This window comes from Stenotrophomonas maltophilia (genome assembly GCF_025642255.1).
GTDB classification, from domain to species: Bacteria; Pseudomonadota; Gammaproteobacteria; order Xanthomonadales; family Xanthomonadaceae; genus Stenotrophomonas; species Stenotrophomonas maltophilia_P.
Window position 1 is genome coordinate 2,578,378 of record NZ_CP106759.1, and the last position, 15,321, is coordinate 2,593,698.

Here is a 15,321-nt window from a genome sequence, read left to right on the forward strand (position 1 = left end):
TGCGCGCCACTTTCGTGGTTTACAGCATTTCCGCATGTCCCTCTCGTCGTACCGCCCCACCCCGTCGCTGCTGTTTCTGGCCGTTTCCCTCGGCCTTTCCTCCACCGCCGCCGCGGCCCCGCAGGCCACTACCCTTGATGCCGTGCAGGTCACTGCGGCCGATGCCAGCGCCCAGGCCCGCGAGGCGCTGAAGCGCGTACCCGGCGCCAGCAACGTCATCGACGTGGCCAAGGCCGACAGCCGACTGGCCAGCAGTGCCGATGTACTCGCCTTCCAGCCGGGCATCAGTGCGCAGTCGCCGGGCAACGAGGGCACCAAGGTGTCGATCCGCGGCTCAGGCATCAACCGTGGGCCGGGCGCGCATGCCTCGGGCATTGCCGTGTCCCTCGACGGCCTGCCGTTGACCGGCCCCGGCGGCACGCCCTACGAACTGCTGGAACCGCTGTGGCTGTCGCGGGTGGAGGTGCTGCGCGGCGCCAACGGCTTCGAGCGCGGCGCGCTGGCGCTGGGCGGTGCCATCGACTATGTAAGCCGCAGCGGCCGTGATTCGGCCGGCATGCAGCTGCACTACGAAGCGGGCAGCCGTGGCTACCAGAAACGCGGCATCAGCTGGGGCGGTGTCAACGGCGATCTCGATTACTTCCTGGCCTACACCGATACCGAGTTCGATGGTTATCAGCGCCATGCGCGCGGCGACGGCAAGGGCGCGATGGCCAACATCGGCTGGCAGATCACGCCCGACCTGCAGACGCGTTTCTTCGTTCGCTACCGCGAAACCAATCACGAAACGCCCGGTCGCTTGACCCGCGATCAGATCCGCAACGATCCGCGAGCCGCGAACGCAGCCAACCTGGCCATCGATGCGCGCCGCCCGCAGCCGGGCAGTACCTGGGTCGGTAATGTCACCACGCTGCAGATCGACGAGGATTCTTCGCTGCAGGCCGGGCTGGTCTATCACACGTATCCGATGGACTTGAACGAGAGCCTGTACCGCCAGCAGCTGGACTACGCCAACCTCAACGCCACGCTGGACTACCACCACCGCCACCGGCTGTTCGGCCTGGACAGCCGAACCACGATCGGTCTGCGCGTCACCCACGATCTGGACGCCGATGTGCGCGAGTCGCTGCGCTTTGCCAGCAACGGCTATGCCGCCGGTACGCGCACGCGTGACTTCCGCCACCACGGCACCGACAGCACACTGCACGTCGGCAATACCCTCGCCTTCAATGACCGCCTGCGCATGCAGACCGGGCTGGCACTGATCAACACCCGCCGCGATGTGCAGGTGACCTGGCCGAGCAGCGGCGGCCGCCTGCGCGACCACGACTGGGACTACGCACCGCGACTGGGCTTCACCTGGCAGCACAGCGCTCAGACACAGTGGTTCGGCAACCTCAGCCGCTCGGTGGAAGCGCCCCACCCGTGGTCGATGATCTGGGGTTCCAACCAGTACTTCGGGCCGGGCAACGGCCCGTCCAGCGGCCGCCAGCGCGCGCCGGTACCGATGCAGAACCAGACCGCCACCACGCTGGAACTGGGTGCACGCGGCGATGCCGTGCTGGGCCGCTGGGAGCTGACCGGCTACTACGCGCACGTGAACCACGAGCTGCTTAGCGTGGAGTTGCAACCGGTGCCGAACCTGTTCATCGCAGAAAATAACGCCAGCCCCACCGTGCACCGTGGCATCGAAGCCGGTTTGGACAGCACGCTGTGGCAGGCCGCGCCGGGGCGCCTGTCGTTGCGCCAAGCGTACACCTTCAGTGATTTCCGTTACCGCCGCGACGCGCGCTTCGGCAGCAACCGCCTGCCGGGCCTGCCGCGCCACAGCTACCAGTCCGAGCTGCGCTTCGATCATGCCTCCGGCCTGTACGCCGCGCTGAACACCGAATACGCCTCGCGCATCGCGGTGGACTACGCCAACAGCTACTGGGCCGACAGCCACGTGATCTTCGGCAGCCGCATCGGCTACGACGCACCCGGTGGCCGCTGGCAGGCGTGGGCGGAAATGCGCAACCTCGGCAACCGCCACTACGCGGCCACGGTCACGCCGGGCTACGACGACGCCGGCAAGGATGTCGCCCGCTCCACGCCTGGCGAAGGCCGGGGCATCTATGCAGGCGTGCGCTGGCGTTTCGATTGATCGCCTCGGGCGGCGCCGGGTGTGATCCGGCGTCGTCGTTTCAGCCAGTTCGACGACGTACCCGGCAGCGTCCCACCGCGCGAACCATCGCTGGCGTGAGCTGCTGCGTGCGCTTGTGCTTGTCAGCGTGCGGGCGCCGAAACACCTGGCTGCGTCACTCCGGCCGCGTCTTGGTCACCGCTTCGATGCGATGGCCATCGGGGTCGACCACGAACGCCGCGTAGTAGAAGTCACCGTAATCGGGGCGCAGGCCGGGCGCACCGTTGTCAGCGCCCCCGTTGGCCACGGCGGCTGCGTGGAAGGCATCCACGGCCGCTGCCGAGTCCGCGGCAAACGCTACGTGGAAACCGGGACCCGGCGCTGCGGCGTCATCACGCAGCTTCAGGCACAGCGCATCCTCATCATCGACCACCCCATAACCGATCGCGGTCTCGTCCTCGAAGACCCGGCGAAACCCAAGCGTGGCGAGTGCGGCATCGTAAAAGCGGCCTGCGGCATCGAGGTCACGGACGCCGAGGGAGAGGTGGTGCAACATGGGGACGTCCTTGCCGGGCACGCAGCAGCGCGTTCGCGTTGATTCTAGCGCGCAGGTGGCGCGACAGCCCTGAGCAGCTGCGCGGCGACCTGGTCAAACGGAGCGATATCCTGCAGCGCGCGGCACATCGCCACCGCGCCTTCCACGCTGGCAATCACCAGGCTGGCCAGCTCACCCGCAGCGGCTGGCGCATGTCCTTCGGCGACGAGCGCCCTGGCGAGATGATCGTGCCAGCGCGCGAACACCTCGGCAGCTGCTGCGCGGGGTTGGCTCGGCACCGCGTCCATCGGCTCCTCAACGGCAGCGGCCAGCACCGGGCAACCCGCGCGGAACCCGGAGCGCAGCAGGCGCTCGCGCCACATCGCCAGAAACTGCTGCAGGCCCTGCACTGCGCCGCCGTTCAGCAGCGCCACCAGCAGCGCTTCCACCTTGTCGCCGGCCATAAGCGTGGCTCGCGCCAGCAGCTCCTGCTTGCCGCCGGGAAAGTGATGGTAGGTGGAACCCAGCGGCGCGTCGGCCAGCTTGGTCACTTCACGGATGCTGGTTGCATTCAGCCCGACCCGAGCCAGCATCTGCGCGGCGGCATCGATCACGCGCTGGGGAGCGTCGGACGTTCGCGGACTCATGGCTGCGCCTTGCTAAGACAGTCGCCATAGACTAGCGTACCGTCGATTCTATAACACTCGTAATAATCATGAATCTCTGGTTCCGCCTGCTCCATCTGCTGCTGTGCAGTCTGTTCCGGCCCAGGCTGGAGGCGCCTTTCGGCGTGTCGCGGCTGCAGTTCCGGGTGCTGCCCAACGATCTGGACAGCAACCTGCACATGACCAACGGCCGCTACTGGAACATCTTCGATCTGGGCCGGTTGGACCTGATCCTGCGCATGGGCCTGGGCAAGGTGGCGCTGCGCGAGAAATGGGCGCCGATCGTCGGCGCCGGCACCATCCAGTTCCGCCGCGAGCTCCGGCCATTCCAGCGCTTCACCCTGGAAACACGCCTGGCCGGCTGGGTCGGCACGCGCGTGATCATGGAGCAGCGCGTGCTGGTCGGCGACGGCCAGAAGATCGCCACGCGCGCCCTGCTGGTCACCGGCATCTATGATCGCCGCGCGCGCGCATTCGTGGGCATGCAGCAGATGATGGACGCCATCGGTTCGCCGCTGCCGCCCTCCCCCGCACTCAGCGCCGCCGCCGAAGCTCTGCTGGCTGCCGACGCTGCGCTGAAGCGCGACGACGACTGAGTTCCCACCAGCACAGCCCGACCTGCGGCATGGTCCTGCCGACCATCACCGGGCGGCGCGCCTCGCCAGTGCCTGGTTGATCGCAGCCTCGGCCAGCGGTGCCATCACCGCGTAGCCTTTCGTGGTGGGATGCACGCCGTCGCCGGCCAGGTCGGCATCCAGACCGCCCTGCGCGTTGGCCAACGGCGTGTGGTAGTCCAGGTAGACCAGCTGTTGTTCGTCGGCATGGCGTTTCAGTGCACGGTTCAATGCACGCACCTTCGCGGCGGGCTCGATACCAGGCATCCAGGGGTACTCGCTGACCGGCAGCACCGAGGCCAGCACCACGCTGATGCCCTGCGCTTTCGCCAGCGCCACCATCGCCTGCACGTTGTCTTCGATCATCGCCTGCGTGGCCTGGCCGGTATTGCCGGCGATATCGTTGGTGCCGGCCAGGATCACCACCACCTGGGGATGCAGCGCAAGCACATCCTGCGGGAAGCGAACCAGCATCTGCGCCGTGGTCTGGCCACCGATACCACGATTGAGATACCCCTTGCCGGGGAAGAAGGCGGCGCTGCCCTCAGCCCCCCAGCCTTCGGTGATCGAGTCGCCGTAGAACACCACGCGTGGCTGTCCGGGCCGGGCAGCAGGCAGGGCTGCGTTGGCTTCACGATAGCGCTGCAGCTGTGGCCAATCCGCCAGACGCTGCTGCATGAAACGGACTTCGTCCGGCCGCAGCTGCTCCACTGGCCGTGTCAGCAGCGGGTTGATGGCGGGTGCCTCGGCCGCGTTCACGCCGCCGGTCATCGCCAATGCCAGCGCGATGGCGCCGGCCGTCAAAGCAGGAATGCGCATGCCGATCTCCCGTAGCGTTCTATTCCGCACTCAGCGTGCCGCAGCGCGCGCGGCCACGCCAGTCACCTTCGCCGGCATCCACATGCCCGGCGTCCAGCCACTGGCCGCCAGGATCGCCTTCGGATCGTCCTGTTCGATCAGGGCGCGTACCGCTTCGCGCTTGTCCCTGGCCTGCAGGTAGTACGCCTTGGCGATGCGGTAGCCCACCCAGTAGCCCAGATCGTAGGGCGCGTCGGAACCGGGCGTGTAGTTGTACAGCCAGGGCGACAGATCGGTACTGTCCAGGTCCAGCGCGAATGCACTTTCGATGTGCACTTCCCTGCCCCGCGTCCATGCCGCGTGGCGTCCGTTGCCGACGTTGCCGGAAACCAGTTCGGTGATGAACTCGGCCACGCCTTCGGCCAGTGACAGGCGCAGCACCGTCGCACGCGGATCACCCTGCTCGAAATCGATCGCACCGGTCTGCTGGATGTGCACGTACTCGTGCGCGATCACATGCACGAAGCGGTCCTGCACATTGGGGTTCATGAAGTCAGCCGCGCAAAGGGCTTCCAGCCCGATCAGCACGCCTCCCGGATGGGTCAGCCCGACCGGGCGGCCGCGCCCGACCATGATCGCGACCGGTGGAAACCTCGCCTGCGGATAGATCGCCTGCAGATTGGCAAACACCTGCACCAGCCGCTGGCGTACCGCAGGCAGTTCATCCAGGCAGGTCCGGCCGTTGGCGTACATCGCAGGGTCGCGACGCATGGCGTCGGCGATGCGCTCGGCGGTGACCCGTCGCCGGCTCGCGAACTCGCCCAGGCTGGGCGTCCCTTCGGCCAGGTACTGCGCCAACTGGGCGACGCTGGGCTGGCCATCGGTTGTGTCGTAAAGGGCATAGAAGCGGCTGGCGTCGGAAATCAGGATCTCGGGCCCGGGCGCTGCACCATGGGCCACGCCGGCCGTCCCGGCCAGCGCCAGGGCAAGCAGGCCACGCAGGGAAACGAACATCGATCCGTCCTTGGTGGAGACAATGCGAGGCAGGCAATCTATCACTGCGCCCCCTTCGCCGCAGCAGGCGGGTGCGGCCGTTACGCCCCTGTGCCAGACTCACCTCGGCATCTGCCATGGATGATGGCGCACCGCACGATGATGATCGTTCCCGCGTACTGGGCCGAAGCCCGCCTGCAGGCCCGTTTCCGCGGCCGGCCGGTGGTCGTGCGTCGCTTCGGATGGTCCGACACAAGCCCGGCCGACGCTCAGGCACACGCCGAGCGCCGGGCCAACGAAGCGCTCAATGCCATCCTCGCCGGGCAGGCACTGCCGCGCCGCGAGGTCCGCAGCAACTACGGCGTGGAAGGCGTGCCGATCCGCGAGCAGATCGTGCAGCGCGATGGCGGCGTGGTGATCACCCGCAACAGCTACGGTGCTCTGTGCCTGAACACTCCGGACGTCCTGTTCGCCGACATTGACCACCCGCAACCACCGGCAGGATGTGTGATGCCCGCCATCATCGCGGCGGCCCTGCTGCCCGCCGTTGCCCTCATCGGCACCCTGCTCTGGCACTGGCTGGTGGGGCTGGTACTGGGCGTGGCAGCCGTGGCTCTGGTGAATACCGCGATGCTGATGCAACGCAGGCGTCGCCTGGCCGCTGCCGGTGGCGCCGAGGGCGTGGCCCTGCAGCGGGTTGCGGACTTCAGCAGGCAGCACCCGGACTGGCATCTGCGCGCGTACCGGACGCCGGCCGGGCTGCGGATACTGGCCATGCATGCCACGTTCTCCCCCGGCGACGAGGCGCTGCAGGCGTTCTTCAACGCACTGGGCACCGACACGCTGTACGCGCGCATGTGCCGGCTGCAGCACTGCTTCCGGGCCCGGCTGACACCGAAACCATGGCGTGTCGGCCTGAAGTACCGCATCCGCCCGCCCGCCGCCGCGTGGTCGGCCGAGCAGGCCGACAATCCGGACCGACTGGCCTGGATTACGGAGTATGAAAGCAAGAGTGACGGCTTCGCTGCCTGCGCCTATCTGCGCAGCTTCGGCGACACCACCCGGGTACATGCCAGGGCCGAGCATGTGCGCGACCTGCATGATCGCCTTTCGCACGCGCAGGACCGCCTGCCACTGGCGTGAGCGCGGATGCCCAGGCAGCGCTCTCCACGGACAACTTCCCTGCTGGGGCGCCTGTCCGGCCGCACCGCGATCGACCTGTCGCTGTCGAGTCTGCAACGTTGATCGCAGAGCATCCGTGGATGATCAATCTGCGGTTTCCTTGCGCAGCGCCCCGCAACGCAGCGCCTCCTGGGCAATGTCGTCTCGTAATCTGTTCTGCAACCAGCTGATCCTGAAACGTTCGCGGCTGGGTTCCCCCGCAGGCAGCAGCGCCATCAGTGCATCGCTCAACGCCGGACGCCACTGCTCCTGCGCGCCTGCCAGAACGTGCTGGTCGAAGTTCGTCGATGACACGCGCTTCCATGGCAGCATCATCGCGTACTGGGATGTGGACACCAGCACGGTTTCCGGGCGGCCCGGACGGCTTACGACCACGGTCATGCTGGGATGGTCGTCAGTCCAGAGGCCGCGGAAATGCGCTGCAACGCGCTCCTGCAGACCTTGCCCGGCCACCGCCCGGCGTGCCCAGGCCTGCTGCTGGGCGAACGAGCATCTGGCCGGCGGCGTGCTGCGCAGCTGTGGATCCAGCGTCAGCATGGTGGACCGGTCCAGCCGCGAAGCGATCAGATCCACCGTGGCGTCGCGGGTCAACGGCGCTGCCTGCAGCGCAGCCTCGAACGCTGACATCGCGCCGAACGGCAGCAGCTCCGGCACCCGCGGTTGCACGTCGGGCGGGTCAACCACCTGTACACGGGTGGTCACGCCGTAGGCATCGCGCCGGATGACCCAGCGCTCAGATACGGAACCCCAGCCAGACCAGTCGTACGTGACGTGCACGCTCATCGGCCGCTGGACCGCCATGGCCACAGGAGAAACCAACAGCGGAGCGAGCGCCAACATCCATGCCTTCATGTGACTTCCCCGGCTCTGTACTACAGCAGCCGACCATGGCTCGGCTCCACAGGATGCAGGAAGGCCGCCCGAGGGCGGCCTTTCCATTCCTCACTTGGCGTTCTTCACGTAGGTGTCGAACCAGTTGAGCATCTCCGCCACCAGTTGCTCGTTCGACTCCAGCGCCGTATACCAGTGCGGCTCGTTCGGCAGCATCACCAGGCGGGTGGTGCCGCCGTTGCCACGGATCGCCTGGTACAGCTTGCGCGACTGGAACGGCTCGGTACCCGGATTGGCATCGTCCTCGCCATGCACCAGCAGCAGCGGCAGCTTGATCTTGTCGGCGTAGAAGAACGGCGATGCCTTCAGGTAGACATCCTGTGCCTGCCAGACCGAACGCCGCTCGTTCTGGAATCCGAACGGAGTGAAGGTCTTGTTGTAGGAGCCGCTGGTCGCCACGCCCGCCTTGAACAGGGTGGTATGCGCGATCAGGTTCGCGGTCATCAGGCCGCCGTGGCTGTGGCCGGTCACGCCGATCCGGTTGCGATCCACCACGCCCATGTCGACGGCCTTGTCCACGGCCGCCTTGGCATCGGCTTCCAACTGCTCCAGGTAGGTGTCGTAGGCGTTCCTGGGATCACCGACAATCGGGAACGAGGCATTGTCGATGATCGCGTAGCCGGCCAGCAGCATCAGGCGGTACGGCTGCAGGCGGGTGAACGTCTGCTGCGAACCGGAGACCTGCCCGGCCTGCGCGGCATTGGCGAAGTCTGCCGGATAGGCGTAGAGGATGGCCGGCACGCGCTGGCCTTCCCGGTAGCCGGGCGGCGTGTACAGGGTGAACGACAGGTCCACGCCGTCGGCGCGCTTGTAGGTCACCAGCTGCTTCTTGATCTGCCGCACTTCAGGCGTGGGGTCGACCAGCTTCGTCAGGGCCGTCGCGGTGGAGGTGTACTGCGCCTCGCCCTGCTTGGCGTCCGCCACAGCATCGCCCTGCTGGCGCAGGAAGGCGTTCGGCGGGTCCATCACCGACTGGTGCCACGTCAGGTAGCGGCCGGGCGTATTGCTGAAGCCCAGGAACTGCTCGTAGGCATCGGCATCGCTGCGGAACAGGCGCTCACTCTTCAGTGTGGCCAGGTCCAGACGGTCCAGGAACGGGCGATCCCCCTGCGGCGAAGCGCCCTGCCCGCGCAGGAACACGTACGTCCCTTCCTGCCGCACCACCGGTGCGCCATTGGGCAGGCGCTTGAACACCAGGTTGCCCGGATCGCCGTACAACTCGTCGCTGGACATGTCCCACAACAGGCGGCCCTCCTGCCGGGGCTTGTCCACATCGACGATGCGGGTCTGCACCCAGTGCCGGTTCTCGTCATTCTCGAACTGGAACGACACGGCCGGGTCCGCCGTCCAGGCAATGCCTTCGAAGCGCTGCGCGGTACGCGCGATCTCCACCGGCTTGCCGGTGAACGGCGCCTTGAGCATGAGCACGCGGTCACGGTGCGGCACACTCACTTTCCAGTCGCCCTTGTCCAGTGCTTCGGCATACACCAGCGTCGCCGGATCGGTGGAGCGCCAGTCGAAACCGCGCGGCCCCTCCGGCACGCCGTGCACCGGCACGCGGTCGGCCAACGGCAGGCGGGCGATGGTGGTCGTGCGCCCACTGCTGACATCCAGTACCGCGACGTCGTTGGCGAAACGCTGGTAGGTAACCGCATGCGAGAACGGTGGCTTGATCGACTCGGTCAGCACATGCACGCCGTCTGGCGCCGCACTGACATCGTTGTAGATGGCCGGCTGGCCGACCGTTCGCACGGTGCCCGCCGCGGTATCCACCACCGCCAGCTGCGAGGCCCCGTAGTAGGCGAACAACGCTTGATCATGCACGCTGGTCAGCGTGTCGCGTGCCTCGTAGGTGCTGCTCTCGCCACTGCTGCCGAGCGACTCCTGTGCATCGGGTCCGGTCGGCACGCCGCCATTGGACGGCGCCGGCCCCTGGTTGGCCGGTACCAGCTTCACCAGCAGTGCCTGGCTGCCACCCAGCCACTGCACGGTGCTGCCGAAAATCGGGTTCAGCTGGACGTTCGGTACCTGCTTGACCTGACCGGTGGCGGCATCGCCCACCCACAGCTGCACGCTGGTCTCGACTGCATTCTGGAACGCGAAGTGGCTGCCGTCGGCCGACCACAGCGCGCCACCGGCGCAGCCCTGCGGCAGGTTGACCTTGGTCTGCTTGCCGCTGCCGATCTCGACCAGGGTGAAGTCGGCCACGCAGGCCGGTATGCCATAGCCTCCGGGCGTGTCATGGCGGCTGCGGTTCTTCGGCTCCAGGCGCACGCCGGCCAGTTTCAGGTAGGGCTGCGCCACCCGGCTGATCGACGGATAGGTCTGCGCGGTGGTCAGCAACAGACGCTGGCCACTGGGGTCCACGTTCGGCATTGGCGGCGGCGGTGCCTTCAGCACCTTCAGCAGATGCTCCGGCGGCTTGGCATAGTCGGCCCATGCCGGGCCTGCAGACAACAGCGTGACGGCAACGACGGCAATGGCAGCCGCCAGAGAGGTACGACGGATGAGCATCCTTATCCCCTGGTAGTGTCGGGCTGCCCGCGAAGCGGGCATGCGCCGAATCTAGCACCGCCCGGCCCGCGTTCAATGGGCCGGATGGGCTAGTCACCGGATAAGGCAAAGCGCAGGCCGGGTCACTACTGCCGGGCGTGCAGGTCCCAGGTGGCCAGATAGTCCGGGTCCACCACGATCATCCCGTTGGAGCGCATGCAGTACTCGCCCGGCTGGGCTGGCAGGTACTGGTCGAGCATGGGCGGCAGGTAGCGCTCGTGGCCATCGTTCTCGTCGGCAAGCACCACGCCTTCGAACGCGCTGATGCGCAGCACCGTGCCGGCATACTGCTCCAGCCCTTGAACCTGCCCGTCACCGCCGTAACGGGTGACGCCCACCAGCACTACCTTGCCGATCATTTCTTCGGCCTTGGCATCATCCAGAGGCGGCAGTGCCGCATTCAGTTGGTCGCTCATCCCTGTACCTCCGCATCTGGTGGAGACATCGTGGAGCAGGATCCGCGCGGCGTTTCCGCGAACGCCATGGACAGCATGTTGCCCGCGCCGTCCGGAGGATCGTGTGAAGCGCGGCACATTGCGCAGCGTGCATTCAGCATTGCCTGCGTTGCGTCGGCATGCGCGGCGTGTGCTCTGCGGCGCATGCGATGCAGCACCGTGTGCCACGCTAGAATGCGCGCATGCGCACCGTGAATGCTCTTCGTTACATTACGCCCCTGCGGGAGGGCGGCTCCCTGCCGGCCGTGGTCGAGACCGACGACGACGGCATGGCCGTACTCAAGTTCCGGGGTGCGGGCCAGGGGCCCAAGGCCCTGATCGCCGAACTGATCGCAGGTGAAATGGCCCGTACCCTGGGCCTGCCGATTCCCGAACTGCTGTTCGTCGAACTGGACAGCGAGTTCGCGCGTACCGAACCGGATCCGGAGATCCAGGAACTGATCCGCGCCAGCGAGGGCCTGAACCTGGGCCTGGATTACCTGCCCGGCGCGATCAACTACGACCCGGCGGCCATGCCGGTGGACGCCGACCTGGCGTCGCGCATCGTCTGGTTCGATGCGTTCACCAGCAATGTCGATCGCACCACGCGCAACCCGAACCTGATGGTGTGGCACCGCCAGCTGTACCTGATCGACCACGGTGCAGCGATGTATTTCCACCACGACTGGGCCAACGCCGGCGATGCCTGCAAAAGGCCGTTCGTGCTGATCCGCGACCACGTGCTGCTGTCGTTCGCCAGCCGCATCGCCGAGGTGGATGCCGAGCTGGCGGCTCGCCTGACCGATGCCGAGATCGAGCGGATCGTCGGCCTCGTGCCAGACAGCTGGCTGGTCAACGAGCCGGCGTTCGACAGCCCTCAGGCCTACCGCCAGGGCTACATCGACTATCTCAAGCATCGCCTGAAGGTGCGTGCGGTGTTCGTGCAGGAGGCCATCCGTGCCCACGCTGCACACGTATGACTATGCGGTCATCCGCGTTGTACCGCGGGTGGAGCGCGAGGAATTCATCAACGTCGGGGTGATCGTGTCCTGTCCCGGTGCGCGTCATCTTGAAGCAGCCATCGAGATCGACCCGGCACGCCTGCAGGCGTTCGCACCGGCGCTGGACCAGCAGGCGCTGCAACCGTGGCTGGATGCCATCGTGGCCATCTGCCGCGGCGATGCCACCGCCGGCCCCATCGCGCAGCTTCCGGCACGCGCACGCTTCCATTTCCTCACCGCCAAACGCAGCTCGATCGTGCAGATGTCCAGCACGCATGTGGGCCGCACAGCCAACCCGGCGGGTGTGGTCGAACATTTGATGACGAAGATGGTACGGGTGCCGCAGTAACACGCCAGCCACTACCGCGCAATCGCGGCGTCCTGCAGCGGCCAGCGACACCAGCCATGGGGATACTCGCCCACCTGCCTGGCCAGCCCCGCACTGACCGGGTGAGCGAGCACCTGCCGGGCCCGCACAGGCAACGAAGCATCATTGTCGATCACCTGATCGAAATAGCCGGCCTGCCAGACCGCTCCGTTGCGGCCGCGATGGCGGTTGATCAGGAAGCTGCTGCGCGCTTTGAAGCGCTGTACGCAGTATCCGGGTGGATGGCCACGCAGCTGCGCCAGCCATCGCACGTGGTCGGGCATGACAAGCCAGGCCAGCGAGGTGGTCAGCCCCTCGCGGTCCATCGCAGCCAACAGCTGCATCGCGACATCCGCATGCGCCGCGTTCTCGAACAGGCGCTGCCGATTGCAGCAGGTCAAGGTGAGCAGATGGACATTGCCCATGATGGGCTCGCGGCTGACAGGGTTCGACAGGCTGGGCATGCGCAACAGCGTGCCCGCCGGCACACCGCTACTGCATCGGTGGACACCACGTCATCGGGTGGGAAATCGCCGCTTCCGGGAATCGGCGGACAGGCCCCGCCGCGAACGATGCTCAATGTTCGGGCAGGGCAAACGCCATCACGTAATCGCCGGGACGGGTCTCCATGAAGTGATGGCCTGCCGCGACGATCACCACGTACTGGCGTCCCCCCTGCTCGTAGATCATCGGGGTGGCCTGGCCCCCGGCAGGCAGCCTGGCATGCCACAGTTCCCGGCCCGTCTTCAGATCGATGGCGCGCAGCAGATCGTCGGTCGCGGCGGCGATGAACACCAGGCCGCTGGCAGTGATCACCGCACCGCCATTGTTGGGCGTTCCGATCTCGATCGGCAGGCCGGAGCGGATGCCGAACGGGCCGTTGCCGCGCGCGCTTCCGAACGGCCGGTCCCACAGCAGCGTGCCCGTGCGCAGATCGATCGCGCGGATGCCGCCATACGGCGGCTGTTTGCACGACAGGCCGGTCAATGGCAGCCGCCATCCTGCATTGACGTCGATGGCATACGGCGTACCCACCTGCGGGTCGCCTGCCCCTTCGCCAGCGCCGCGGTCGGCGCGGATCTGCTCACGCGGCAGCCATCCCCGTCGGTCGGCCTCGGCACGCGGTACCAGCCGGTTGTAGTTGGGCATGTCGTTGTAGTTGGCCACGATCACGCCCCGGCGGGTATCGATGGCCACGCCACCCCAGTCCGAGCCACCGTTGTAACCGGGATACTCGATGGAATGGCGATCACTGGTGGGCGGCGTGTAGAAGCCCTGGTAGTGCGCCCTGCGGAACTGGATGCGGCAGACCAGCTGATCGATCGGCGTGATGCCCCACATGTCACGCTCGGTCAGCGGCTGCTCGCGCCGCAGGGTGTGATAGAGCGAGAACAGCTGCGTTGGCGAGCGCTGCTCCGGTTCCACGCCGCCCTGCGGAACCCTGCGCTCTTCGGCAGGTGTCAGCAGCCGGCCGTTGCGCCGGTCGAGGATGTACAGGTCACCCTGCTTGGTCGGCAGCAGGATCGCGGGCACCTTGCCTGCCGCGGTCGGAAAATCGATCAGGCTGGCCTGCGAACCGAGGTCGTAGTCCCAGACATCCTTGCGTACGGCCTGGAAATGCCAGACCGGCTTGCCGGTGGCCACGTCGAGTGCCACCAGCGAGGTGGCATAGCGGTTCTGTTGCTCGCTGCGCGAGCCGCTCCAGTAGTCGCCGGCGGCATTGCCCAACGGCAGGTAGACCAGGCCCAGTTGTTCATCGCCGGTGGCGGTGGTCCACATGTTCGGCGTACCCCGGGTATAGACCTGCTCGCGGGGTGGCGGACCGGTGCGCTCGGGCCGCTCCATGTCCCACGCCCAGCGCAGCTTGCCGGTGATCGCGTCATAGGCCTGGATCACGCCGGAAGGCGCGTCTCGGCGCTGCCCGTCCAGCACCTGGTGACCGGTGACGATCACGCCGCGCACGATGGCCGGCGGCGAGGTGATCGAGACATAGCCCGGCGGCACCTCGCCCATGTCGAGGGTGATGTCGATCTGGCCGTTGTTGCCGAAATTGACGCACGGCCGACCGCTGTCGGCATCCACTGCGATGATGCGTCCGTCCAGCGTGCCTTCGATGACGCGCGCCCAGCAGGCAGGCCGCGCGCCCGCCGCCGCGCCCGGTCGAACGCTGGGAGGTGGCAGGGGCAAGGCGAGATCGGCAGCCACATCCGCCAATGCCGCATCGGCGAATACCGGCACGGCGGGCTGCTCGTAGTAGGACACCCCACGGCAGGCGGCGGTGTACGGAATGGAGGCGTCCTTCACCTTTGGATCGAACCGCCACAGCGCCTTGCCAGTGCTGGCCTCGAGGGCGATCAGGCGGTTACGTGCCGTGCACAGGTACAGCCGGTCGCCGATCTTCAACGGCGTGGTCTCGGCACCCCAGCGCTTCTTCGGCAGGTCGCCGGTGCGGAACTGCCAGGCCAGTTGCAGGGTAGCCACGTTGGCGGGCGTGATCTGCTGCAGCGGCGAGAAGCGGGTGGCGGCGTTGCTGCGGCCCCAGGCGGGCCAGTCACCCTCGGCGGGCTGGTCGGCCGGCTGCAGGCCGGTGGTGTCGCGGGTCGGCTCCAGGCCTGCGCTGAAGGCTGCTTCCGGGAACGGCGCATGGCCGTCCACGCTGCCGTGCGGACTGAACGCCAGGGCAAACGCGCCGACGAACACCAGCAGCAACACGGCGGCGATGCTGCGCGACAGCCGTTTGGACAGCGGCGCGCGCAACGTCGGCGTCAGCAGCGCCAGAACGATGCCCAGCGCGGTGACCAGCCCCAGCCGTGGCACCCAGCGCCAGTAATCGCTGCCCGATTCCCACCCCGTCCACAGCAGCGTGCCGACGAACACCAGCGCGTACAGCAGCGCACCGCTGCGACGGTTGAGCCACAGCAGAATGCCGCTGGCCAGCAGGCCACAGCCGGCGATGAGGTAATAGGCCGAGCCCCCCAGCTGGAACAGCCATGCACCCAGCCCGCCGATCACCAGGCCCAGGATGACCAGCAGCAGCGACAGGACCGTGACCAGAGGGTGGCGGCGCACAGGCGCCGGCGCGGACTGCGGCGTGGCGGACATCGGCGATCTCCGGGAGCAGCATGCTGCCCTTATCCCACCGCCGCCGTGAAGCGCGTGCGTATTC

The 15,321-nt window shown here is 67.3% G+C and carries 14 protein-coding genes; 5 read left to right on the plus strand and 9 right to left on the minus strand.

Annotated features, from left to right (window positions below; translation table 11 throughout):
* Window positions 1-34: 34 nt before the first annotated feature.
* Window positions 35-2,143, plus strand: a complete 2,109-nt coding sequence (locus N8888_RS11885; RefSeq protein ID WP_111186134.1) for a TonB-dependent receptor family protein — start codon at window positions 35-37, stop codon at window positions 2,141-2,143.
* 154 nt (window positions 2,144-2,297) lie between these two features.
* On the opposite strand, the gene N8888_RS11890 is transcribed toward N8888_RS11885, so the two are convergent.
* Window positions 2,298-2,678: a VOC family protein gene (locus tag N8888_RS11890; RefSeq protein WP_197601029.1), complete on the minus strand. Its 381-nt coding sequence runs from the start codon at window positions 2,676-2,678 to the stop codon at window positions 2,298-2,300.
* A 44-nt stretch (window positions 2,679-2,722) separates the two neighbouring features.
* Complete coding sequence (locus tag N8888_RS11895) at window positions 2,723-3,304, minus strand: TetR/AcrR family transcriptional regulator (protein WP_263174963.1); 582 nt, start codon at window positions 3,302-3,304, stop codon at window positions 2,723-2,725.
* Between the two features lie 68 nt (window positions 3,305-3,372).
* Here N8888_RS11895 and N8888_RS11900 point away from each other — a divergent pair, with 68 nt between their 5' ends.
* On the plus strand, window positions 3,373-3,918 hold the full coding sequence (locus N8888_RS11900) for a thioesterase family protein (protein ID WP_065176034.1): 546 nt from the start codon (window positions 3,373-3,375) through the stop codon (window positions 3,916-3,918).
* A gap of 45 nt (window positions 3,919-3,963) precedes the next feature.
* Here N8888_RS11900 and N8888_RS11905 read toward each other — a convergent pair whose 3' ends face one another.
* Window positions 3,964-4,755, minus strand: a complete 792-nt coding sequence (locus N8888_RS11905) for an SGNH/GDSL hydrolase family protein (RefSeq protein WP_263174965.1) — start codon at window positions 4,753-4,755, stop codon at window positions 3,964-3,966.
* A 30-nt stretch (window positions 4,756-4,785) separates the two neighbouring features.
* The gene (locus tag N8888_RS11910; RefSeq protein ID WP_053515484.1) at window positions 4,786-5,748 is read right to left on the minus strand and encodes a DUF2268 domain-containing putative Zn-dependent protease; all 963 of its coding nucleotides are present in this window, start codon (window positions 5,746-5,748) and stop codon (window positions 4,786-4,788) included.
* Between the two features lie 138 nt (window positions 5,749-5,886).
* Between N8888_RS11910 and N8888_RS11915 the strand changes: the two genes are divergently transcribed.
* Window positions 5,887-6,870 carry a hypothetical protein gene (locus tag N8888_RS11915; RefSeq protein ID WP_111186147.1) on the plus strand — a complete coding sequence of 328 codons (984 nt, stop codon included), beginning with the start codon at window positions 5,887-5,889 and terminating at the stop codon, window positions 6,868-6,870.
* A 123-nt stretch (window positions 6,871-6,993) separates the two neighbouring features.
* Here N8888_RS11915 and N8888_RS11920 read toward each other — a convergent pair whose 3' ends face one another.
* The 3 genes from N8888_RS11920 to N8888_RS11930 all read right to left on the minus strand — a co-directional run bounded on the left by N8888_RS11920 (window position 6,994) and on the right by N8888_RS11930 (window position 10,769).
* Window positions 6,994-7,749 (minus strand): hypothetical protein, encoded by a 756-nt coding sequence (locus N8888_RS11920; protein WP_263174968.1) that lies wholly within the window; start codon window positions 7,747-7,749, stop codon window positions 6,994-6,996.
* Window positions 7,750-7,851: 102 nt separating this feature from the next.
* Entirely contained in the window at window positions 7,852-10,314 is a 2,463-nt protein-coding gene (locus N8888_RS11925) for a S9 family peptidase (RefSeq protein ID WP_263174970.1), read from the minus strand.
* A gap of 125 nt (window positions 10,315-10,439) precedes the next feature.
* Complete coding sequence (locus N8888_RS11930; protein ID WP_065176039.1) at window positions 10,440-10,769, minus strand: hypothetical protein; 330 nt, start codon at window positions 10,767-10,769, stop codon at window positions 10,440-10,442.
* A 221-nt stretch (window positions 10,770-10,990) separates the two neighbouring features.
* On the opposite strand from N8888_RS11930, the gene N8888_RS11935 reads away from it, so the two are divergent.
* Together N8888_RS11935 and N8888_RS11940 are read left to right on the plus strand one after the other, a co-directional pair.
* Window positions 10,991-11,767, plus strand: a complete 777-nt coding sequence (locus N8888_RS11935; protein ID WP_263174972.1) for a HipA family kinase — start codon at window positions 10,991-10,993, stop codon at window positions 11,765-11,767.
* On the plus strand, window positions 11,745-12,137 hold the full coding sequence (locus N8888_RS11940; protein WP_053515475.1) for a DUF3037 domain-containing protein: 393 nt from the start codon (window positions 11,745-11,747) through the stop codon (window positions 12,135-12,137). Before N8888_RS11935 ends, N8888_RS11940 begins: the two co-directional genes overlap by 23 nt.
* An 11-nt stretch (window positions 12,138-12,148) precedes the next feature.
* On the opposite strand, the gene N8888_RS11945 is transcribed toward N8888_RS11940, so the two are convergent.
* Entirely contained in the window at window positions 12,149-12,619 is a 471-nt protein-coding gene (locus N8888_RS11945) for an REP-associated tyrosine transposase (RefSeq protein WP_263174975.1), read from the minus strand.
* A gap of 112 nt (window positions 12,620-12,731) precedes the next feature.
* Window positions 12,732-15,257, minus strand: coding sequence for a membrane-bound PQQ-dependent dehydrogenase, glucose/quinate/shikimate family (locus tag N8888_RS11950; protein ID WP_263174977.1), 2,526 nt, complete (start codon window positions 15,255-15,257; stop codon window positions 12,732-12,734).
* Between the last annotated feature and the right edge of the window lie 64 nt (window positions 15,258-15,321).

What these genes read in the sequence shown, in the direction of transcription:
- N8888_RS11885 (WP_111186134.1), top strand. Translation starts at nt 35, where the DNA reads ATGTCCCTCTCGTCGTACCGCCCCACCCCGTCGCTGCTGTTTCTGGCC.
- N8888_RS11890 (WP_197601029.1), bottom strand. Translation starts at nt 2,678, where the DNA reads ATGTTGCACCACCTCTCCCTCGGCGTCCGTGACCTCGATGCCGCAGGC.
- N8888_RS11895 (WP_263174963.1), bottom strand. Translation starts at nt 3,304, where the DNA reads ATGAGTCCGCGAACGTCCGACGCTCCCCAGCGCGTGATCGATGCCGCC.
- N8888_RS11900 (WP_065176034.1), top strand. Translation starts at nt 3,373, where the DNA reads ATGAATCTCTGGTTCCGCCTGCTCCATCTGCTGCTGTGCAGTCTGTTC.
- N8888_RS11905 (WP_263174965.1), bottom strand. Translation starts at nt 4,755, where the DNA reads ATGCGCATTCCTGCTTTGACGGCCGGCGCCATCGCGCTGGCATTGGCG.
- N8888_RS11910 (WP_053515484.1), bottom strand. Translation starts at nt 5,748, where the DNA reads ATGTTCGTTTCCCTGCGTGGCCTGCTTGCCCTGGCGCTGGCCGGGACG.
- N8888_RS11915 (WP_111186147.1), top strand. Translation starts at nt 5,887, where the DNA reads ATGATGATCGTTCCCGCGTACTGGGCCGAAGCCCGCCTGCAGGCCCGT.
- N8888_RS11920 (WP_263174968.1), bottom strand. Translation starts at nt 7,749, where the DNA reads ATGTTGGCGCTCGCTCCGCTGTTGGTTTCTCCTGTGGCCATGGCGGTC.
- N8888_RS11925 (WP_263174970.1), bottom strand. Translation starts at nt 10,314, where the DNA reads ATGCTCATCCGTCGTACCTCTCTGGCGGCTGCCATTGCCGTCGTTGCC.
- N8888_RS11930 (WP_065176039.1), bottom strand. Translation starts at nt 10,769, where the DNA reads ATGAGCGACCAACTGAATGCGGCACTGCCGCCTCTGGATGATGCCAAG.
- N8888_RS11935 (WP_263174972.1), top strand. Translation starts at nt 10,991, where the DNA reads ATGCGCACCGTGAATGCTCTTCGTTACATTACGCCCCTGCGGGAGGGC.
- N8888_RS11945 (WP_263174975.1), bottom strand. Translation starts at nt 12,619, where the DNA reads ATGCCCAGCCTGTCGAACCCTGTCAGCCGCGAGCCCATCATGGGCAAT.
- N8888_RS11950 (WP_263174977.1), bottom strand. Translation starts at nt 15,257, where the DNA reads ATGTCCGCCACGCCGCAGTCCGCGCCGGCGCCTGTGCGCCGCCACCCT.